General features: G+C 69.7%; 15 protein-coding genes. 3 read left to right on the forward strand and 12 right to left on the reverse strand.

What is annotated here, in order from left to right; translation table 11 throughout:
* Positions 1–64 precede the first annotated feature (64 nt).
* From OG329_RS36845 to OG329_RS36860, 4 genes are read right to left on the reverse strand one after another with little or no spacing between them, the layout of a single operon-like run.
* Positions 65–928: a carbohydrate ABC transporter permease gene (locus OG329_RS36845; RefSeq protein ID WP_405801047.1), complete on the reverse strand. Its 864-nt coding sequence runs from the start codon at positions 926–928 to the stop codon at positions 65–67.
* The gene (locus tag OG329_RS36850) at positions 925–1,899 is read right to left on the reverse strand and encodes a carbohydrate ABC transporter permease (RefSeq protein ID WP_405801048.1); all 975 of its coding nucleotides are present in this window, start codon (positions 1,897–1,899) and stop codon (positions 925–927) included. Before OG329_RS36850 ends, OG329_RS36845 begins: the two co-directional genes overlap by 4 nt.
* 16 nt (positions 1,900–1,915) lie before the next feature.
* Positions 1,916–3,205, reverse strand: coding sequence for an extracellular solute-binding protein (locus OG329_RS36855; protein WP_405801049.1), 1,290 nt, complete (start codon positions 3,203–3,205; stop codon positions 1,916–1,918).
* A 5-nt stretch (positions 3,206–3,210) separates the two neighbouring features.
* Positions 3,211–4,506: an ROK family protein gene (locus OG329_RS36860; RefSeq protein WP_405801050.1), complete on the reverse strand. Its 1,296-nt coding sequence runs from the start codon at positions 4,504–4,506 to the stop codon at positions 3,211–3,213.
* A gap of 186 nt (positions 4,507–4,692) precedes the next feature.
* Between OG329_RS36860 and def the strand changes: the two genes are divergently transcribed.
* Positions 4,693–5,229 (forward strand): peptide deformylase, encoded by a 537-nt coding sequence (gene def / locus OG329_RS36865; protein ID WP_405801052.1) that lies wholly within the window; start codon positions 4,693–4,695, stop codon positions 5,227–5,229.
* Positions 5,230–5,275: 46 nt separating this feature from the next.
* Here def and OG329_RS36870 read toward each other — a convergent pair whose 3' ends face one another.
* Positions 5,276–5,929 (reverse strand): TetR family transcriptional regulator, encoded by a 654-nt coding sequence (locus OG329_RS36870; protein WP_405801054.1) that lies wholly within the window; start codon positions 5,927–5,929, stop codon positions 5,276–5,278.
* Positions 5,930–6,082: 153 nt separating this feature from the next.
* Here OG329_RS36870 and OG329_RS36875 point away from each other — a divergent pair, with 153 nt between their 5' ends.
* On the forward strand, positions 6,083–7,327 hold the full coding sequence (locus OG329_RS36875) for an acyl-CoA dehydrogenase family protein (RefSeq protein ID WP_405801055.1): 1,245 nt from the start codon (positions 6,083–6,085) through the stop codon (positions 7,325–7,327).
* A gap of 75 nt (positions 7,328–7,402) precedes the next feature.
* Here the strand turns inward: OG329_RS36875 and OG329_RS36880 are convergent, their stop codons facing one another.
* The 4 genes from OG329_RS36880 to OG329_RS36895 all read right to left on the reverse strand — a co-directional run bounded on the left by OG329_RS36880 (position 7,403) and on the right by OG329_RS36895 (position 12,697).
* Positions 7,403–8,377, reverse strand: a complete 975-nt coding sequence (locus OG329_RS36880; RefSeq protein WP_405801057.1) for an SGNH/GDSL hydrolase family protein — start codon at positions 8,375–8,377, stop codon at positions 7,403–7,405.
* Positions 8,378–8,714: 337 nt separating this feature from the next.
* Positions 8,715–9,203: a glutathione peroxidase gene (locus tag OG329_RS36885; RefSeq protein WP_405801058.1), complete on the reverse strand. Its 489-nt coding sequence runs from the start codon at positions 9,201–9,203 to the stop codon at positions 8,715–8,717.
* Positions 9,204–9,253: 50 nt separating this feature from the next.
* Positions 9,254–10,126: an acyl-CoA thioesterase gene (locus OG329_RS36890; RefSeq protein WP_405801059.1), complete on the reverse strand. Its 873-nt coding sequence runs from the start codon at positions 10,124–10,126 to the stop codon at positions 9,254–9,256.
* Between the two features lie 48 nt (positions 10,127–10,174).
* On the reverse strand, positions 10,175–12,697 hold the full coding sequence (locus tag OG329_RS36895) for a DEAD/DEAH box helicase (RefSeq protein ID WP_405801060.1): 2,523 nt from the start codon (positions 12,695–12,697) through the stop codon (positions 10,175–10,177).
* A gap of 168 nt (positions 12,698–12,865) precedes the next feature.
* Here OG329_RS36895 and OG329_RS36900 point away from each other — a divergent pair, with 168 nt between their 5' ends.
* A complete protein-coding gene (locus OG329_RS36900; protein ID WP_405801062.1) occupies positions 12,866–13,657 on the forward strand; it encodes a metal-dependent hydrolase in 792 nt (263 codons plus the stop codon).
* 34 nt (positions 13,658–13,691) lie between these two features.
* On the opposite strand, the gene OG329_RS36905 is transcribed toward OG329_RS36900, so the two are convergent.
* From OG329_RS36905 to OG329_RS36915, 3 genes are all read right to left on the reverse strand, one after another.
* Positions 13,692–16,952 carry a hypothetical protein gene (locus tag OG329_RS36905; protein ID WP_405801063.1) on the reverse strand — a complete coding sequence of 1,087 codons (3,261 nt, stop codon included), beginning with the start codon at positions 16,950–16,952 and terminating at the stop codon, positions 13,692–13,694.
* A gap of 204 nt (positions 16,953–17,156) precedes the next feature.
* Complete coding sequence (locus tag OG329_RS36910; protein WP_405801064.1) at positions 17,157–18,947, reverse strand: ABC transporter ATP-binding protein; 1,791 nt, start codon at positions 18,945–18,947, stop codon at positions 17,157–17,159.
* Positions 18,944–20,797, reverse strand: a complete 1,854-nt coding sequence (locus OG329_RS36915) for an ABC transporter transmembrane domain-containing protein (protein ID WP_405801065.1) — start codon at positions 20,795–20,797, stop codon at positions 18,944–18,946. The genes OG329_RS36910 and OG329_RS36915 overlap by 4 nt, the downstream gene beginning before the upstream one ends.
* Positions 20,798–20,987: the final 190 nt, after the last annotated feature.

Here is a 20,987-nt window from a genome sequence, read left to right on the forward strand (position 1 = left end):
GATTCGATTCCTCACCTTGCGATTGGTCGTCGTGCGGTGGTCGTCGGCGGGCCGGTCAGCCCGGTCAGCCCTTGACCGCGCCGCTGGTCATGCCGCCCACAAGACGGCGCTGCACCAGCAGGAAGAAGACGAGTACGGGGATGGAGAAGATGGTGGAGGCCGCGATCATCGCGCCGTAGTCCACGCTCTCCGACGTCTTGAACGACACGAGCCAGACCGGCAGCGTGTAGTTGTCATGCGATTTCATGATCACGTAGGCGAAGATGTAGTCGTCCCACGCGTTGACGAAGGCGAAGATCGATGTCGCCACGATGCCGGGCATCAACAGGGGCAGCAGCACCCGTACATACATCTGGAACCGCCCGCACCCGTCGACCAGCGCGGCCTCCTCCAGCTCGACGGGAACACCGTCCACGAACCCGCGCAGCGTCCAGATCGTGAACGGCAGCACGAAGGTCATGTACGTGAAGACCAGACCCGGCAGGAAGTCCAGACCGCCGACGGACCGCAGCATCAGATACACCGGGATGACCATGGCCGCCGCCGGGACCATCTGCACCAGCACCAGGATGATCAGCACCGCCTTGCGGCCGGCGAACCGGAACCGCGCGATCGCGATCGCCGCGAACAGCGAGATGATCAGCGACAGGACGACCGAGGAGACAGTCACCGTCAGGGAGTTGCGCACGAACGTCCAGAAGCCGGCCTTGTCCAGCGCGCGGGTGAAGTTCTCCAGGCTGATCGGCCAGGGGACGAACTGCGGTACGGCGCTGAGGATGTCGGAGCGCTGCTTGAGCGCGGTGGCCACCATCCAGTAGACGGGGAACACCATCACGGCGGAGACCGCCATCGCGATGACGTTGTTGACGGTGCGCCGGCGGCGCGCGGGTGTGCGCCGCAGCGGCGAGGGTGTGGTCGGGGCGCTCATACGACATCTCCCTGCCGGGACAGCCTGCGGACGTAGGCGACGGAGAACAGGGCGAGGATCACCACGGTCACCACCGCGACCGACGCGCCGCTCCCGTACTCGTTACGGCTGAACGCGGTGATGTACGCGTACACGCCGAGTGTGGTGGTCGCCCCGTCCGGACCGCCCTGTGTCAGAACCCAGATCGGGGTGAACGAGTTCACCGACCAGATCACTTCGAGGATGGTGAGGATCGCCAGGACGGGCCGCATGATCGGGATGGTGATGTGGCGGAACATCTGGAGCGTCCCCGCGCCGTCGAGGCGGGCCGCCTCGTACAGCGACTCGGATATCTGCCCGCGCGCGGCGAACAGGGTCAGCGCCACGAACGGCAGTCCCTTCCAGACCGTCAGCAGGATGATCAGGCCGAGCGCCTGGGTGGGATGGGAGAACCAGTCGTACGCGGACATGTCGCCGAACACCCGCAGTTGGGTGAGCAGCCAGTTGGAGACGCCGTACTGCGGCTGGAACATCCACTGCCAGACCAGCGTCGCCGCCACCATGGGCATCGCCCACACCAGCACCAGGCACACGGTGAGCACGACGCGGGCCCAGGGCGAGACACCCATCAGCAGATGCGAGATGAGGAATCCCAGCACCATCAGCAGCGTCACGCACACCAGCGTGAACACCAGGGTCCGCAGCAGGACGGCCAGGAAGTCGGCGTCCGAGAAGATCCGGGTGAAGTTGTCCAGTCCGATGAAGTCCGACTGCCCGGTGAACAGCGACCGGGGGCCGAACTCCTGCGTCGACAGGGTCAGCAGCCGAAGCAGGGGATAACCCTGGATCAGCAGGAGCGCGGCGAGGGCCGGGGCGATCATCGCCCAGGGCAGCATCCGGGACCGCCGCGCCCGGCGGCGCGCGTCGGGTGGCCCCTTACGGCGGTCCCGGTCCGGTGCGCGCACCGGACGGTGCTTGTCAATGAGTGCCATCAGGCGTCCAGGGGTGTCAGTCGGTCAGCGAGTTGAAGGCGTCCGTCGCGTGCTTGTCGTACTCGGCCGACGCCGAGGCGATGTCCGCACCGCTCGCGATCTTCGAGAAGAACTGCTCGTTGTAGCGCTCGGTCTCCAGCGTCGCTTCGCCGGGGCTGTTGGGCAGCGGCTGGCTCACCTTGCTGGCCTGCGAGGCGATGGTCAGTTGCTCGGGCACGCCCGCCGGGGTGAAGGCCGGAGATATCGGCAGCAGGTTCAGCTCGGTGGCCATCCGCTGCTGGAACTTCTCTCCGGTGACGACCCGCAGCCAGTCCTCGGCCGCCTCCCGGTCGGGGCTGCCCGCGGCGATACCGATGGTCGAGCCGGAGACGATCACGGGCATCGTGGTGTCGGCGGTGTAGCCGGGCATCGCGAAGAAGCCGATGTTGTCCTTCATCTTCGGGTTCTTCTCGATGACGGCCGCCGGCTCCCACGCCTTGACGTACGCCATGGCCGCCTTGCCGTCGGCGAACAACTGGTCCTGGTCGGGGCTGTCGGTGTTGACGCCGACGGACGACGGGGTGGAGCAGGTGTTCTGGAAGGTCTGCCATGCCTTGAGACCGGCCTGGTTGGCCGGGGACGACATCTCGGCCTGCCACTTGCCGTCCTTCTGCGTGGCGATCTTGCCGCCCTTGCCGAAGAGGAAGGGCATGCCCTTGAACCAGTACTGGCCCGGCACGTAGAAGCCGGAGAAATTGGCCGTGCCGGAGTTGGCGTCGGCGAGCGTGCCGCACTGCTTCTGGAGTTCGGCGAGGGTCTTCGGGGGTGTGGTGATGCCCGCGTCAGCGAACATCTTCTTGTTGTACATGACGACCTTGGTGCCGCCGTAGAGCGGGACGGCGTAGAGCTTGCCGTCGTACTCGGAGGGACCGGAGAGGCCGGTGAGCCAGCCCTCGGAACCCTCGAAGGACTTCTTGCTCCCTGTGAGATCGGCGAGACCGCCGGAGTAGGTCTGCAACGGGGTCTGGGTGTTGCCCATCTCGACGATGTCCGGCGGGTTGCCGCTGGCCAGCGCCGTGGTGATCTTGGTCGACACGCCGTCCCACTGCTGGATCTGGATGTCGACGTCGATGTCCGGGTGGTCCTTCTCGAACTGGGCGGTCGCCTCCTTGATCAGCGGGTTGTCGCCGGGACCGCCGGTCATCATCCAGATCGTCAGCTTGTTGTCGGAGTCGGACTTCGCCACCCCGCCACCGCCGCACGCGGTCAGCGTGAGCGCGAGAACCGGAAGCGCCGCGAGTGCGCACCGGGTCCGTGATCTGTTCATCGTTGTCACCCTTCTGCCATCTGCTCGTCGTGCCTGGTGTGGGGAGTCGTGTCGTGGTCATGGCTGGTGCCGGGGGCGGCCGTGGGGGCCGTAGGGGCCGTGTCGGCCGTGTCGGCCGTGGGACAGTCCGCGAGGCGGCGGAGTATCAGATCGCGGTCGACGGCCACCGAGGCGGCGTCGTCCGCGCTGACACCGAGTGAGTCGTAGAGCCGGCCGAGCGAGGTCGCCATCGACCCGAGGAGGCCCGCCGAATCGCCGAGGTCGGAGCGGCGCACCACACTGCGGACGCCGACCGTGTCGGCGACCTGATCGCTGATGGCGCTCAGTCGCGCGGTGCCGAACGACTCCGAGAAGCCGCCGGTCAGGACCACGGTGCTGGGCTCGTACGCGAGCGCGACCACCGTGACGAGATGGGCGAGGGCGCCGTGCACCTCGGCCAGCACCGGCGCGTACGTCTGCGGGTCCGCGAACAGCGCGCGCGCCGTCGGCACCTGGACCCCCCGGCCGCGTGCGTACGCCACCAGGTCGGCACCGGACAGCAGATCGCGCAGCCGTTCGTCGCGGCCGGGCAGCGGAAGCCGGCCGAACTCGCCGAGCAGACCCGTCCTGCCGAGCAGGACCTGTCCGTCCATGGAGACGGCGGAACCGAGGCCGGTGCCCATGGCGAGCAGCACGGCGGTCTCCCGGTCCGGCAGTGAGCCGTACTGGAGTTCGCCCCGCAGGGCGAGATTGGAGTCGTTGCCGACCACGGTCTCCACGCCCAGCAGGCCGGAGACCTTCTCGATGAATTCGGTGCCCTTGATCTGGCCGAGATTGTGCGACGCCACGACGGAGCGCCCGTCGCCGGTGACGACACCGGGCAGGCCGATTGTGACGGTGTGCAGGGGGACGCCGTCGCCGTGCCGGGAGACCAGGCCGGTGACCTTGTCGGCGACCCAGGCGGCGAGTTCGTCCGCCGTCGCGTCGCGCGGTGTGATGTCCCGGCTCCTGATGACGGCGCGGCCCAGCGCGTCCGCCACCACGACCCGGCAGTTGGTGCCACCGAGGTCGACTCCGCAGACGAGAGCGGAGCGGTGGTTGAAACTCACGGACGTCGACTGTCTGCCGGGGCCTTCCCGCAGCATCCGGGAGCCCTCCAGCGCGAGGGATTCGGCCATCAGGTCGTCCACGATGCGAAACACCGTGGCCCGGCTCAGGCCGGTGTCCGCGATGAGCCGCTGACGGTCCATGTCCGCGCCGGAGAGCAGGGCCGCGATCACGGCGCTGCGGTTGGAGGTGCGGGGGAGCGAGGTAGTTGCCACAATTCCTCTCACTCTGAGACTAATTCGGTGGCGCAACTTTAGGCATAGGTGGCCGATGAAAACCAGACATGTAGCGCATCACGTTCCGGTAAACGTGATCCGTATGAACGGCGCCCCTGGTCCGACGTAGGCTGGCGCGATGGCGACGATCGAACTCCATGGCGGGCCGGGAGGAGTGTCGAGATCATGAGAAACCGGCCAATTCCCGGTAGTACCGGGCGTGTCCGTCCTCTGCGACTGCTCGGCGACCGCACCCTGCACACCGCCTGCGGACCGGTCACCGACTTCGGGCCACCACTCGCGCGACTGGTGGACGACCTGTTCGCGACGATGTACCGGGCGAACGGGGTCGGTCTCGCGGCGAACCAGATCGGCGTGCCGCTACGGGTGTTCGTGTACGACTGCCCCGACGACGACGACGTCCGCCATCTCGGACACGTCGTCAACCCCCGTCTGGTGGAGGCGGACGGCGTCACCGTACGGGGTGCCGAGGGCTGTCTCTCGCTGCCGGGCCTCGAGGCGGGGACGGAGCGGGATGACCACGCCGTGGTGGAGGGCGTGACGGTGGACGGCGCGCCCGTACGGATCGCCGGCACCGGATTCTTCGCGCGCTGTCTCCAGCACGAGTGCGACCATCTGGAGGGGCTGGTCTATCCGGACCGGCTGACGGGCTGGCGCAAGGCCAAGGTGCTACGGGCGGCGCGCCGCGCGTCGTGGAGTTGAGCGCGGCGGGTGCGGGGGGTCGCCGGGGCTCTCGTGCCGTCGTACCTCAGAGCCCCGGGCTGCCCGCCCGATCGGCCACCAGGGACAGCCTGCCCCACAGCAGATCGGCCAGGCTGCTCACCAACTCGGTGCGTGAGCAAGGGCGTTCACCGAGCCACCAGTCACCGGCCGCGTGCATCATGCCGACGATCCCATGGCCCCAGACACGGGCCAGTCGCGCGCTGTCGGGACCGAGGTCGACCCGCTCCTCGATGACGATGGCCAGCTCCTCGCCGAGACGGCGCAGCAGCGGCGCCGAGTGGCGGCCCACGTCGAAGCCCTGCTCCGGGAGTTGGGCGTCGGCGGTGCTGTCCGCGGGGTGCATCAGGAACCGGTACACCTGGGGGCGCGCCTCGATCGCCGCGAGATACGTGTCGAGCGTGGCCTCCACCCGCGCGCGACGGTCGGCCGGCGCGTCGAGCGCCGCCTTCAACGCGCTGAGCAGTGCGTCCGTATGACGCTTCGCCAGGGCGCGGTAGAGCCCGCCCTTGTCACCGAAGTGGCGGTAGAGGATCGGCTTGGTGATACCGGCCTCGGCCGCGATGGCGTTCATGGAGGCTTTCGGCCCGTCACGCAGGACGACCCGGTCGGCGGCCTCCAGGAGTTGACGGCGCCGCTGATGGGCCGAGCGGTGCTGGTCGGCCTGCTGTGTGGTCCCCATGGGTGTCTCCCCGCCCGAGCGATTCCGTGACGCCACGGCAACGTAACACCCTGCCCGCCGTCGACGCGGATCAGCCCGCCGCAGGTTGACATCCTCTACTTGCCGGTAACAGACTGTTGTTACCGTAAGTAACAGTAGTGCTGGAGGCAGACGATGGCCGAGTTCACGTTCGAACTCAACGACGACCAGAAGCAGGTGCGCGACTGGCTCCACGGGTTCGCGGCCGACGTCATCCGCCCGGCCGCCGCCGAGTGGGACGAGCGCGAGGAGACTCCCTGGCCCGTCATCCAGGAAGCCGCCAAGGTCGGTGTCTATTCCCTGGACTTCTACGCACAGCAGTACTTCGACCCCACGGGCCTGGCCATTCCCATGGTGATGGAGGAGCTGTTCTGGGGCGACGCGGGCATCGGCCTGTCCATCGTCGGCACCGGACTCGCCGCCGTGGGCGTCCTCGCCAACGGCACCGACGAGCAGATCGGCACCTGGATCCCGCAGATGTACGGCGACGTGGACGATGTGAAGGTCGCCGCGTTCTGCTCGTCCGAACCCGACGCCGGATCGGACGTCGCCGCGATGCGCACCCGCGCGGTGTACGACGAGGCGAAGGACGAGTGGGTGCTGAACGGCACCAAGACCTGGGCGACCAACGGCGGCATCGCCAACGTGCACGTCGTGGTCGCCGTCGTGGACCCCGACGCCGGGTCCAAGGGACACGCCTCCTTCATCGTCCCGCCGGCCACGCCCGGACTGTCCCAGGGCCAGAAGTTCAAGAAGCACGGCATCCGCGCCTCGCACACCGCCGAAGTGGTGCTGGAGGATGTCCGCGTCCCCGGCCACTGTCTGCTCGGCGGCAAGGAGAAGCTGGACGAGCGGCTGGCCCGCGCCCGCGAGGCGAAGGCGAGCAGGGCGGGCACGGGCACGGGCGGTGAGCGGGTGAAGAACGCGGCCATGGCCACCTTCGAGGCGTCGCGGCCCGCCGTGGGCGCCATGGCCGTGGGCACGGCGCGCGCCGCGTACGAGGTGGCGCTCGACTACGCCAGGACCCGCAGCCAGTTCGGCCGCCCCATCATCGACAACCAGGGCATCGCCTTCCAGCTCGTCGACATGCGCACCCGCATCGACGCGGCCCGCCTCCTGGTCTGGCGCGCCTCCTGGATGGCGGCCACGGGCAAGCCCTTCACCGCCGCCGAGGGCTCCATGTCGAAGCTGTACGCGAGCGAGACGGCCAAGCAGGTCACCGCCCAGGCGGTCCAGATCCTCGGCGGCAACGGCTTCACACGGGAGTACCCGGTGGAGCGGATGCACCGCGACAGCGCGATCTACACGATCTTCGAAGGCACGAGCGAGATCCAGCGCCTGGTCATCGCCCGCACGCTGTCGGGCATGCCGATCCGCTGACGCGCGTGCGGAACTGCCTCCGGCCGCCGGGCCGGAGGCAGTTCGCTGTGGGCGGTCAGGGGCGCGGTGTACGGGTCAGTTGACGCCCACCGCGTTCAGCACCGCCGACTCGACGTGGTCGGCGGCGTTCTTGTGGCCCTTGGCGTTGGGGTGCACGAAGGCCACCTCAGTGGGGAACGTGGTGAAGATGCCCTCCACCCACTTGCCGGCGTCGCAGACGCTGTGATTCCGGGAGGAGTCGTACAGGTTCACGAACGACGCGTCATGGCGGGCCGACGACTTCTCGATGACCTTGTTGAGGGGTTCGAGGACATCCTTGCGGAGCCAGTCCAGGTCGCCCCGGGTGATCGAGGCGAACTGCTCCCAGTCGTCGTACCGGCACTTGGAGGTGTCCTGGGGGATGACCGCGGGGTAGCCGACACTCACGATCTTGGCGTGGGGCGCCCGCTCCTGGAGCGTCTCGAGCATCTCGTCGTAGTCGCTGCTCACCTTGTTCAGCCGGTCGGGGACGTTGTCGGCCAGGTCGTCCCGGCACGGTGTGTCCACGCCGCCGCTGCCCGAGCCCAGTTGCAGACAGGTGAGGAGCATCTCGGCGAACCCGAGGGTGTTGCCGCCCACGCCGACGGTGACCACGTCCGTGCCGGGATTCACGGCCTCGGACTGGGGAGGCACCGGGGGAAACGGGTAGTCCGGGTCCTCGGAGAACGGCGGCAGATGACGGCCGATCGGGTTCTGGGCGTTGAAGGTGATGTCCTCGATCGTGGCGGCACCGCAACTGACGTTGGTCAGTTCGATCAGCGAGCCGAGGTCACGGTCGATGACCTGCGGGTAGGACAGGTCCGTGCGCTCGCAGCCGTCCCGGGGGACCTCGAAGACCTCGCCCGCGGCGGGAATGACCCCGGCGGTGTACGAGTCGCCGAGGGCCGCCCACTCGTACGCCGCCGCCGCGGCCGCCGGGTCCGCGCCCGCGAGTTGCGCGGGAACGACGGTGCCCGCGGCGAGAACGGCGGTCGAGCCCAGCAGTGCCAGGCGCTTACGGAAACGAGTCACGCGAATCCTCCAGATGTACGGCATTGATGCCTCTGCGACCGTACGGAGTTCGTCGCTGATTGCACTAGATCCAATACGGACAGTCACTAGTGATCATGGAATCCACACGACGGAGTGAGTTTGCTTCGGCGTACTGTCCAGTCGTGTCCGCTATTTGACCAGCCTGGTGCGATATGCGAGCAAGGCGGAGGAGTCACTTGATCAACTTGGCCGCCCCCGCCCCGGCGTACCGCTCCTGACGGCTGTCCTGTTTCCGATCATGGACGGCACCGGCCCTGAACAGCACTTCGCCCCGCCGCACAGCGACGGGGCGAAGCATGGATCCGAACAGTGCGCGCTACGCCGGGAGTTGGGCCTCGATCGCCGCGATGACCTCCGGGGCCTCCGGCTCCGTACGGGGACGGACGCGGCCCACGACCTCGCCGGCGGGGGAGATCAGGAACTTCTCGAAGTTCCACTGCACGTCGCCCGCCTCGCCGTCCGCGTCCGCCCGCGCGGTCAGCTCCGTGTACAGCGGATGCCGGTTCTCGCCGTTGACCTCGGACTTCTCCAGCAGCGGGAAGCTCACCCCGTACGTCGTGGAGCAGAACGTCTCGATGTCCTCGGCGCTGCCCGGCTCCTGGCCCGCGAACTGGTTGCAGGGCACGCCCACGACCGTCAGACCACGGTCGCCGTACGTCTGCTGAAGCCGCTCCAGGCCCTCGTACTGCGGGGTGAGGCCGCACTTCGACGCCACGTTCACCACCAGCACCGCGCGGCCTCTGTACGCGGCCAGAGACGTGGGCTCACCGGTCAGCGTGCGCAGCGGGATGTCGTACAGAGTCATCAGATCTCCTTGGTGCGGTGGGTCCCGTCGTACGCGTCCATTGTGGCGCCTCACCCGCCGAGCTTGCGGAAAAGTCCCTCCTGGACCACCGAGACGAGTAGTTGGCCCGAGCGGTCGTAGATACGGCCCCGGGCCAGACCCCGCCCGCCGGTCGCGATCGGTGACTCCTGGTCGTACAGGAACCACTCGTCCGCGCGGAACGGCCGGTGGAACCACATCGCGTGGTCCAGCGACGCCATGTCGTACCCGCGCGGGCCCCACAGCGGCTCGACCGGGATTCGGACCGCGTCCAGCAACGTCATGTCGCTCGCGTACGTCAGTGCGCAGGTGTGCACCAACGGGTCGTCGCCCAGCGGGCCCACCGCGCGCATCCACACCGCGCTGCGCGGGTCGGCGTCCGCGATCTCCCGCGCCGTCCAGCGCAGTCGGTCCGCGTAGCGGATGTCGAACGGCTGGCGGCGCGCCATCCGCTCGTACGCCTCCGGCAGAGCGCCCAGATGCTCGCGGACCTCGTCGGCGACCGTGGGCAGCGACTCGGGGTCCGGGAAGTCCAGCCGGGGCGGCAGTTGGTGCTCGATGCCGCCCTCCTCCGGGTGGTGGAAGGACGCCGTCAGATTGAAGATCGTCCGGCCCTGCTGCACCGCCGTGACCCGGCGGGTGGTGAACGACCGGCCGTCCCGCACCCGTTCGACCTGATAGACGATCGGCACGCCGGGCGTTCCGGGGCGCAGGAAGTACGCGTGCAGCGAGTTGACCGGTCGGTCGCCCTCCGTAGTACGTCCGGCCGCCACCAGCGCCTGGCCGGCGACCTGGCCGCCGAACACCCGTTGCAGCGACTCGTGCGGACTACGGCCACGGAAGATGTTGACCTCGATCCGCTCAAGATCGAGCAGATCGACCAGTCGCTCGGCGGGATTCGTCATCGTTCTCGTTCTCCACGATTCTCACGTACCGGGATTCTCACGTACCGGTCAGACGCCGGACAGTTGGCCCACGGAGGTGACCCGGACCACGGCCCGGCCCTCCTCGTCGGACGCGGCGAGGTCGACCTCCGCGCTGATGCCCCAGTCGTGGTCGCCGTTCGGATCGGCGAACGTCTGCCGGACCCGCCACAGGCCGTGGTCCGGGTCCTCCTCGATGCCCAGCAGCTTCGGGCCACGCGCGTCCGGGCCGGTGCCCAGCTCCTCGTACTCGTCCCAGTACCCGTCCATCGCCTCGCCCCAGGCGTCCGAGTCCCAGCCCGAATCGGCGTCCAGTTCGCCCAGTTCGTACATCTTGTCGAGCGCCGCCAGCTCCACCCTGCGGAACATCGCGTTGCGTACCAGGACCCGGAAGGCGCGGCCGTTGGCGGTGACGGGCTTGACCTGGTCGGCCTTCTCCCGCGCCTCCTCCGCCGTCTCCACCTCGGGGTTGGCCAACTGCTCCCACTCGTCCAGCAGGCTGGAGTCGACCTGCCGCACCATCTCGCCGAGCCAGGCGATCAGGTCCTCCAGATCCTCCGACTTCAGGTCGTCGGGGATGGTGTGCTCGAACGCCTTGTACGCGCTCGCGAGATAGCGCAGGACGATGCCCTCGGTGCGGGCCAGCTCGTAGTGGGACGTGAACTCCGTAAAGGTCATGGCCCGCTCGAACATGTCACGGATGACGGACTTCGGCGACACCGGGTGGTCGCCGACCCACGGATGGCTGGTGCGATAGACCTCGTACGCGTGCCACAGCAACTCCTCGAGCGGCTTCGGATACGTGAACTCCTGGAGCCGTTCCATCCGCTCCTCGTACTCGACACCGTCCGCTTTCATCTGGCCGATCGCCTCGCCACGCGCCTTGTTCTGCTGCGCGGCCAGGATCTGCCGGGGATCGTCCAGCGTCGACTCCACGACGGAGACCATGTCCAGCGCGTACGAGGGCGAGCCCGGGTCCAGCAGTTCGAACGCGGCCAGTGCGAAGGTCGACAGCGGCTGGTTGAGTGCGAAGTTCTGCTGGAGGTCGACGGTGAGGCGGACGATACGGCCTTCGGCGTCCGGTGTCTCCAGGCGCTCCACCACACCGCCGTCCAGCAGCGACCGGTAGATGGCGATCGCCCGCCGGATGTGCCGCAACTGCTGCTTGCGCGGCTCGTGGTTGTCCTCCAGCAGATGGCGCATCGCCTCGAAGGCGTTGCCCGGCCGGGCGATGACCGACAGCAGCATCGTGTGGGTGACCCGGAAGCGGGAGGTCAACGGCTCCGGATCGGAGTCGATCAGCTTGTCGAACGTCGTCTCCGACCAGGCGACGAAGCCCTCGGGGGCCTTCTTGCGGACCACCTTGCGGCGCTTCTTCGGATCGTCGCCCGCCTTGGCGAGCGCCTTCTCGTTCTCCACGACATGCTCGGGCGCCTGCGCGACGACAAAGCCCGCCGTGTCGAAACCGGCCCGGCCCGCGCGGCCCGCGATCTGGTGGAACTCACGGGCGCGCAGCGTGCGTACGCGCGTGCCGTCGTATTTGGTGAGGGCGGTGAACAGCACCGTACGGATGGGGACGTTGACGCCGACGCCGAGCGTGTCCGTACCGCAGATCACCTTCAACAGACCGGCCTGCGCCAGCTTTTCGACCAGCCGGCGGTACTTCGGCAGCATCCCCGCGTGGTGCACCCCGATGCCGTGGCGAACGTAACGGGAGAGATTGCGGCCGAACTTGGTGGTGAAGCGGAAGTTGCCGATCAGATCGGCGATCTTGTCCTTCTCCTCGCGCGTACACATGTTGATGCTCATCAGCGACTGCGCGCGCTCGACGGCCGCCGCCTGGGTGAAGTGCACGATGTAGACCGGCGCCTGACGGGTCTCCAGCAGCTCGGTCAGCGTCTCCGTGATCGGGGTGAGGCGGTACTCGTAACTCAGCGGCACCGGGCGCGTCGCCGAGCGGACGACGGAGGTGGGCCGGCCGGTGCGGCGGGTCAGATCCTCCTCGAACCGCGACATGTCGCCGAGCGTCGCCGACATCAGGATGAACTGCGCCTGCGGCAGCTCCAGGATGGGGATCTGCCACGCCCAGCCACGGTCCGGCTCCGCGTAGAAGTGGAACTCGTCCATCACGACCTGGCCGATGTCGGCGTGCTTGCCGTCGCGCAGCGCGATCGAGGCCAGCACCTCCGCCGTACAGCAGATGACCGGCGCGTCGGCGTTCACGGACGCGTCGCCCGTCAGCATGCCGACGTTCTCCGTACCGAACAGCTTGCACAGATCGAAGAACTTCTCCGACACCAGCGCCTTGATCGGCGCGGAGTAGAAGGTGACCTTGTCCTGGGCCAGCGCCGTGAAGTGCGCACCCGCCGCGATCAGGCTCTTTCCGGAGCCGGTGGGGGTGGACACGATCACATTCGCCCCGGAGACCACTTCGATCAGCGCCTCCTCCTGGGCCGGATAGAGCGTGATCCCCTCGCCCTCGGCCCATGACGAGAAGGACTCGAAGAGCGCATCGGGGTCGGCATCCGGCGGGAGCTGATCAATAAGGGTCACACCCCCATCTTGCCTGCCTCGGGCCCCGAAGAGGGAACCGGACGACCGGCCGAAGATCACGGGCGATACGCTGCCCTGTCAACTGGGCCTCGCCGTAACGGCGGTGGGCCCCTCAGCACGCACCACCACAGCGACGACGGGGCGGGGATCGACCATGCGGGGACGACCATGATGGGACCGGCGCACTCGCTGTCGGGCGCGGCGGCCTGGCTGGGGGTGGGAGCGGCGGCGGCAGCCGCCGACCACGCCATGCCCTGGCCGGTGCTGGTCGTCGGCGCGCTGATCTGCGCGGGCGCGGCGCTCGCCCCCGACCTGGACCACAAATCGGCGACGATCTCGCGCGCCTTCGGACCGGTGTCCAAAGCCGTCTGCGGAATTGTCGACAAGCTGTCGTTCGCGGTCTACAAAGCGACGAGGAAACCGGCGGACGCCCGCAGGACCGGCGGCCACCGCACCCTCACCCACACCTGGCTCTGGGCCGTCATGATCGGCGGCGGCGCCTCCGCCATCGCGATCCTCGGCGGACGCTGGGCGGTGCTCGCGCTGCTGTTCATCCATATGGTGCTCGCCGTCGAAGGGCTGCTGTGGCGCGCGGCGCGGATGTCCAGCGACGTGCTCGTGTGGCTGCTCGGCGCGACGAGCGCGTGGATCCTGGCCGGCGTACTGGACAAGCCCGGCAACGGCTCGGACTGGCTTTTCACGGCGCCCGGCCAGGAGTATCTGTGGCTGGGGCTGCCGATCGTCCTGGGCGCGCTGGTGCATGACATCGGTGACTCGCTGACGGTGTCGGGCTGCCCGATCCTGTGGCCGATCCCGGTGGGGCGCAAGCGCTGGTATCCCATCGGGCCGCCGAAGGCGATCCGGTTCAGGGCCGGGAGCTGGGTGGAGCTGAAGGTGCTGATGCCGGTGTTCATGCTGCTCGGCGGGGTGGGTGGCGCGGCGGCGCTGAACGTGATCTGACGGGCCGGGGCAGTGCCGGTTCTCCGTATCCGGGCTACTCGCGCAGGTCCGCCCTGATCAGGGCGAGGAGTTCGTTGACGGTCGCCACGGTCTGGCGCTGCTCGGCGGCGTCGTCGGACGGGAAACGCGCCAGAAGGGCGGCGGACTCCCCGGCGGCGGTCAACGCCTCGGCCGGGCGGAGTCGGCGCAGGTTGCCGGCGACCAGGTAGAGCGCCGTCGCGACACCTCGGTAGTGGGACGGGGATTCGGCGGCCAGGGCGCGCCAGAGCATGGCGGCCTCTCGCGCGGCGGTGGCGGCCTCCTCCGCCTGACCGGTGCCGGTGAGCTTGGCCGCGAGGTAGCGCAGGGCGAGGCCCAGTTGGAAGTGGTGTTCGGCACTGTCATCGTCGTTCCTGGCGGCGCAGCGGCGCCAGACGCGGACCGACTCCTGGCCGGCGTCCACGGATTCCTGTCGTCGTCCCAGCTCCCACAGTGACTGGGACAGGATTCTCGTCGTGAAGGCGAGGCCGAGTTCATGTGCGGGCGGATCATCCCGCATCACACGGCGATATGCCTCGGCGATCCGTTCCAGGAACCGCACGGCCTGGAAGTTGGCCATCAGGACATAGGGATCGCCGTCCACGGAAGGATCGAGTCCGGCCAGTTCGGCGGTCACCATGGTGAGCACGCTCTCCACACTCGCGTTGAGCGGCCCGGTTCCGTGGGCCAAGGTCGCCCGCGCCGCCTCGTTCACATGGGCCACGGCTTCGCCCCACCGGCCCGCCTTCGCCAGCAGGACGCTCCCCTCGATCAGTTCGGAGTTGATGGCGGACCGTCCGAGGCGGCCGTCGTCTCCCGCATAGGAGATCTCGTCCGACGTTCTGAGGAGGTGAACGATGTCGCGGGTCAGGCTAAGTGCGTCCTCCCCGTCCGGCGCGTCGAGCGAGTTCCGGAGAGTTGTCAGGGACCTCAGCAGGGCCGACGCGCGCCCGGAGGTGTCGCCGTGCGCCAGGCGGCTCAGCATCCGCACGGCCGCGCCGCGCCCCGTGCCCGTACCGGTGCCCCGCTCCTGTACCCACACGAGGCTGATCGCCCGGTTCACGACCTCGAACCAGGGATCCGTGTCCTCACCCGCTTCCAGGTTTCGGCGGTTCAGTTCGGCGGCCTCGCTGAGCACGTCGAGGGCTTCCTCGGCCCGCTCAAGCCGCAGCAGCACCGCGCCCTGACTGGAGAGCGTGAAGACCAGGTCCGGTACACGTTCGTCCGGAGATTCGGTGGCCAGCCGCCGGGCGATGCCGACGGCCTCGTCGGCCAGCGCCCTCGCCTGCCCGGGGTGCTGTCCGGTCAGGGTCATCGCGGAGGTCATCAGCACGTGGGGCAACTCGTGAGCCCATTCACCGGGATCCGCCTCCGCCATCCGGCGCATCAGGCCGACAGCCTCCAGCGCCGCATCCACCGTCGCGTAGGACGGTCCCAGCCGCGGAACGAGGAAGGCGGCCGTCGACAGTGCCGTCACCAGCTTCTCCTGGTGTTCGGTGGGGTTCTCCGCCGCCAACCGGCGGAAGACGTCGATGGCTTCCCGGAACGCCACCGCTGCCTGATCGAGCCGCGCCGTGTCGGCCGCGAGATGCGCGGAGGGGTCCCGCGTCGCCGGCGTGTCCAGTTCCGCCGTCGCCAGCGCCGTGGCCAGTTCGAACGACGTCTCCGCGAAGAGGGATTCGAAGTCCAGGGGGTCCGAGGCGGCCAGTCCCCGCAACAGCCGTACCGCATCCGCGAAAGCGGGAGCGGCCTTTTCGTACCGGCGAGCCTGGTTGAGCCGCCGCCCCAACTTCAGGTGGATCAAGGCGTGTTCAGCGGGATGGCCGAAGGCCGACAGGCGACTGGGGGCGAGGCGTTCGGTGAGGTCGGCCGCCGCCGTGGCGAGCTCGTCGCTCTCACCGATGTCGTCCGGCAGACGCGCGTCGAGGGCGTTCAGAGTGGGCAGCACATGGGGCCAGCGGTGGCTGGCGGCGGTGAGGAAGGCGAGGGTACGGGGGGCGTAGGACGGCAACGCGCCGGCGCCGTCCGCGTCCCCGTCCCTGTCCGCGTCCGTGGGCGGCACGGGCAGCAGGAGTTCGGGCAGGCCGGCGGCCCAGGGATCGGCGGTGTGGTCGACCAGCTCGTGGCCCGGCAGGGACAGCGCGAGAAAGTCCTCGGCGAGGCGGTCGGGGTAGAGCGGTTCCAGGACGGTGTCGGAGGCGCCGGGCGGATAGCAGTACGCATGGTCGGTGAGCAGACGGTCCGCGTCGGCACCCAGTCCGGCCTTCTCCAGTGCCCCCTTCGCCTCCCGGTAGGGGAGCGATCCGGTGAGCGCCGCGACGAACGCCGCACGGGAGATCTCCGTAGTGGTGGAGCTGAGCGACCCGGCGTCGTGCAACGTGCGCCAGTGACGGCGCTCCCTGTCCAGCAGGTAGGCGGTCAGACCGGTCATGTCCGGTGCGACGGTCGCCGGCGCGGAGTGGGCGTGGCGGTCCACGGCCGCGAGCGCGGCCAGATGGACCGCGAGGGTCAGCCCGAAGTCAGGTCCGCTCAGTTCGCCCGGCGGCCGGATGTCGTACGCGGGCATGCCGTAGAGGTCCGCGAAGGCATCACGCGCGGCGACGAACATGCCGTGGCGCTCGCCCTCGCCGCCCCCGCCTTCGTCGCTCAGGGGAGGCAAGGCGTACGTCGACACATCGGCCCGCAGATCGGCGACGGAGGCGCGGACGGCCGGCCAGGCGTCCCGGCCGCGGGCCAGCAGAAGCACCCGCGCCTGGTCGGTGACCCGGTGCAGAAGCGCGTTGCTGAGCAGCCAGGTCAGATGTGCCAGCGGCCACCGGTCGGCGTAGTCGACCACCAGCAGGACACCGGCGCGGGTGTCGGTGCGCAGGTCCTGGCTTCCCGGTGGCGGGTGGGTGACGCCGGGGCCGCGCGCGGCGGTCGCCACGGTCCAGTCGGCGGCCGTCGACTCCTGCGCGAACCGCGCGGCCAGCCGGCTCTTGCCCTGGCCGCCCGGGGCGTGCAGCCACCGGATCGCGAGGCGTGGCCCGCCGTCGCGCCAGCGGCGAAGGTCGGACAGCGCGTCCTCGCGCCCGGTGAAGCCGACGACCTCGTAGCGCGCGTTCAACATACGGCTGGGCAGATCCAGGAGCCAGGACGGGTCCGGCCGCTCCTCGGGGCGCCACTGCTGGAGGACGTACAGCGGCACGCCGTCGCCGAAGACATGGATGTCCGCGCCGATACAGCCGTAGGCGAAACCGTTGACCGCCTGCACGGTCTGCTCCTGGGACTGCCTCAACGGCGGTCCCCGGTGCCCGGGGTGTCCCCGTCGGCGATCACCCTGCTACCCGGCCCCGGCATCAAGTCCCCCATCATCACGGTGAGTTCGCGTACGTCACGGGACGACAAGGGTATAGCCCGACCGGAGTCCGCCGATGCGCGTCATCGGATCCGCGCCGCATCGGATCCGCGCGTCATCGGATCCGCGCACCGGCGGACGCGCTCAGCCGTGCCAGGAGCGCCACAGCGCCGCATACGCGCCGTCCGCCGCCACCAGCTCGTCATGGCTGCCCAGCTCGCTGATCCGGCCCTCCTCGACCACGGCGATCACATCCGCGTCGTGCGCGGTGTGCAGCCGGTGCGCGATGGCCACGACCGTACGGCCGTCCAGGACTTTCGCCAGAGACCGCTCCAGATGCCGGGCGGCACGCGGGTCGAGCAGCGACGTCGCCTCGTCCAGGACCAGCGTGTGCGGGTCCGCCAGCACCAGCCTCGCCAGGGCGATCTGCTGCGCCTGTGCCGGTGTCAGCGACGTACCGCCGGAGCCGACCTCGGTGTCGAGCCCGCCTTCGAAGGCGCGGGCCCAGTTGTCCGCGTCGACCGCGCCCAGCGCCGCCCACAGCTCGGCGTCCGCCGCGTCCGCGCGGGCGAGCCGCAGATTGTCGCGCAGCGAGCCGACGAAGACATGGTGCTCCTGGTTGACCAGGGCGACATGGCCGCGTACCCGTTCCGCCGGCATCCGCGACAGCTCGGCCTCGCCCAGTGTGATCCGGCCCCTGCGCGGAGCGTAGATCCCGGCGAGCAGCCGGCCCAGCGTGGACTTGCCCGCGCCGGACGGTCCGACCAGCGCGACGCGGGTGCCCGGAGCGACGTCCAGCGTCACCTCGTGAAGTACGTCGACACCCTCGCGGTAGCCGAAGTCGACCCGGTCGGCGCTGACGTCCCTGCCGTCCGGCACGACGTTCTCGTCGCCGTCGTCCGGCTCGATCTCCCGTACGCCGACGAGACGGGCGATGGACACCTGCGCGACCTGGAGCTCGTCGTACCAGCGCAGGATGAGACCGACCGGGTCCACCAGCATCTGCGCGAACAGCGCGCCGGTCGTCAACTGCCCGACGGTGATCCAGCCCTGGAGGACGAAGACACCGCCGCCCACCAGAGTCGTCGAGAAGATCAGCATGTTGCTGAGGTTGATGACCGGGAAGAGCACCGACCGCAGCCAGAGCGTGTAGCGCTCCCACGCCGTCCACTCCCGGACCCGCCGGTCCGACAGCGCCACCCGGCGGCGGCCGAGGCGGTGCGCCTCGACGGTCCGCCCGGCGTCGATCGTCTCCGCGAGCACCGCGGCGACCGCCGCGTACCCGGCCGCCTCCGCGCGGTACGCCGCGGGCGCCCGCTTGAAGTACCAGCGGCAGCCCACGACCAGTACCGGCAGCGCCACCACGACCGCGAGTGCCAGCGGCGGCGCCGTGACGGCCAGCGCGCCGATCAGCAGCGCCGCCCACACGACGCCGATCGCCAGTTGCGGCACGGCTTCGCGCATCGCGTTGGCCAGCCGGTCGATGTCGGTGGTGATCCGGGACAGCAGATCGCCGGTGCCCGCCCGCTCCAGGACGCCGGGCGGCAGCCGTACCGACCGTACGAGGAAGTCCTCGCGCAGGTCGGCCAGCATCTCCTCACCGAGCATCGCGGCGCGCAGCCGCATCAGCCGGGTGAAGATCGTCTGGAGGATCAGCGCGCCCGCGAAAATGGCGGCGGTGCGCTCCAGATGCAGCTCCCCGGCCCCCTTGACGCCCCGGGACAGATCCTCGACCACACCGCCGAGCAGATACGGCCCCGCCATGGAGGCGATCACCGCGACCGCGTTGAAGGCGATGAGCAGGGCGAACGCCTTGCGGTGGCGCCGCAGCAGCTCCAGGACATAGGCCCGTACGGTCGCCGGGCGTGCGACGGGCAGGGTCGTGGCCGACTCCGGTGCCGCCGGGTCGTACTCCGGTGGTGCCACGCCGATCATGCGGATTCCTCGATCTCTTGTCGCTCTGCCGGCTCTGCCAGGTGTTCCGGGGTCTTCAGCGGCGCCGGCACCTGCGTGACGTCGCCCGCCCCCTCATCCGCCTCGTCGTCCGTACTGCGGGTGACGACGCTCAGATAGCGCGGGTCGTCCCGCAGCAGCTCCCGGTGCGTCCCCACGGCGGCGACCTTCCCGTCGTGGACGAACACCACGGTGTCCGCGCGGTCCAGCAGCAGCGGCGACGACGCGAACACGACAGTCGTACGACCGCTCCGCAGCCGCCGTACGCCTTCCGCGATCCGCGCCTCCGTATGCGAGTCCACCGCCGACGTGGGCTCGTCCAGGACCAGCACCTCCGGGTCGGCCACCAGCGAGCGGGCCAGCGCGAGCCGCTGCCGCTGCCCGCCGGAGAGCGACCGGCCGCGCTCGGTGATGCGCGAGCGCATCGGGTCGCCGCTGCCGTCCACGGACGCCTGGACGAGCGCGGCGAGCACGTCGTCGCACTGCGCGGCGTCCAGCGCGTCCTTCGGCCGTACGTCGCCGGAAGCCGGCACGTCCAGCAGCTCGGTCAGCGTGCCGGACAGCAGCACCGGATCCTTGTCCTGTACCAGGACGGACGCGCGCGCCGCGTGCAGCGGGAGATCGTCGAGCGCCACCGGACCGAGCAGTACGGACGGGCTTTTCTCCTCCTCGGCCGCATGCCCGCCCAGCCGTTCGGCCAGCCGTCCCGCGGCGTCGGGGTCCCCGCACACCACGGCGGTCAGCTCCCCCTCGTGGGCGAGCAGACCGGTCGCCGGGTCGTACAGGTCGCCGGTGGGCCGGGCGTCGGCGAGAGAGCCGCGCTCGTCGTCGTAAGAGGTGCGCTCCAGCCGCAGCACCCGGGCCGCGCGCTTGGCCGAGGGACGCGAGAAGGAGTACGCCATGGCGATCTCCTCGAAGTGCCTGAGCGGGAAGAGCAGCAGCGTCACCGCGCTGTAGACGGTGACCAGTTCGCCGACCGAGATGCGGCCGTCGCCCGCGAGGATCGCGCCGTACCAGACCACGGTGATCAGCAGGACCCCCGGAAGGAAGACCTGAACGGCCGAGATCAGCGCCCACATACGGGCGCTGCGCACGGCCGCCTCGCGTACGTCCTGCGACGCCTCCCGGTAGCGCGTGAGGAACAGCTCCTCGCCGCCGATGCCGCGCAGGACGCGCAGTCCGGCCACGGTGTCGGCGGCCAGCTCGGTGGCCCGGCCGGCCTTGTCGCGCTGGACGTCGGCGCGCCGGGTGGCGCGGGGGAGCAGCGGCAGGACGGCCAGGGCCAGTACCGGCACCCCGATGGCCACCACGACGCCGATCGACGGCACATACAGGACGAGGCCGACGCAGACGACGACGATCGCGATCGCCGCCGCCAGGAAGCGCGACAGCGCCTCGACGAACCAGCCGATCTTCTCGACATCGCCCGTCGACACGGCGACCACCTCGCCGGCCGCGACCCGGCGCGTCAGCGCCGAGCCCAGCTCGGCGGTCTTGCGGGAGAGCACCTGCTGGACGCGGGCCGCCGCGGTGATCCAGTTGGTGACCGCCGTACGGTGCAGCATCGTGTCGCCGACGGTGATCGCCGCGCCGAAGAGGGCGATGACGAGCGCGGCCGTCGCGAGCCGCCCGCCCGAGCGGTCCACGACGGCCTGTACGGCGAGGCCCGCTCCCAGCGGGAGTCCGGCGACGCCGAGTTGGTGCAGCAGCCCCCAGGAGAGCGATTTGAGCTGGCCACGTAGCTGATTGCGCCCGAGCCAGTACAGGAAGCGCGGCCCTGACCGGGTATCGGGTTTCCCCGGATCGGGATACGGAAGATCGCGAATCTGCATGACGTCCCAGTGAGTCGTGGAGTGGCCCAAACCGTGCAAGGTTGTCCTTTGCGCCCGGTCCGGGGCAATCGATTATTCGTCTCTCGGCCACATGGGAGTGAATCGCGGCGGTGATCGCGGCGCTGGACGCGCCAAGGCCCGGCAGACGCGTTCGCGCCTGCCGGGCTCGCGGGGTCCGCCGTTGGGTTCG

Origin of the sequence: Streptomyces sp. NBC_01506, from assembly GCF_045040295.1 — a bacterium.
In the GTDB taxonomy this organism is placed as follows: Bacteria; Actinomycetota; Actinomycetes; order Streptomycetales; family Streptomycetaceae; genus Streptomyces.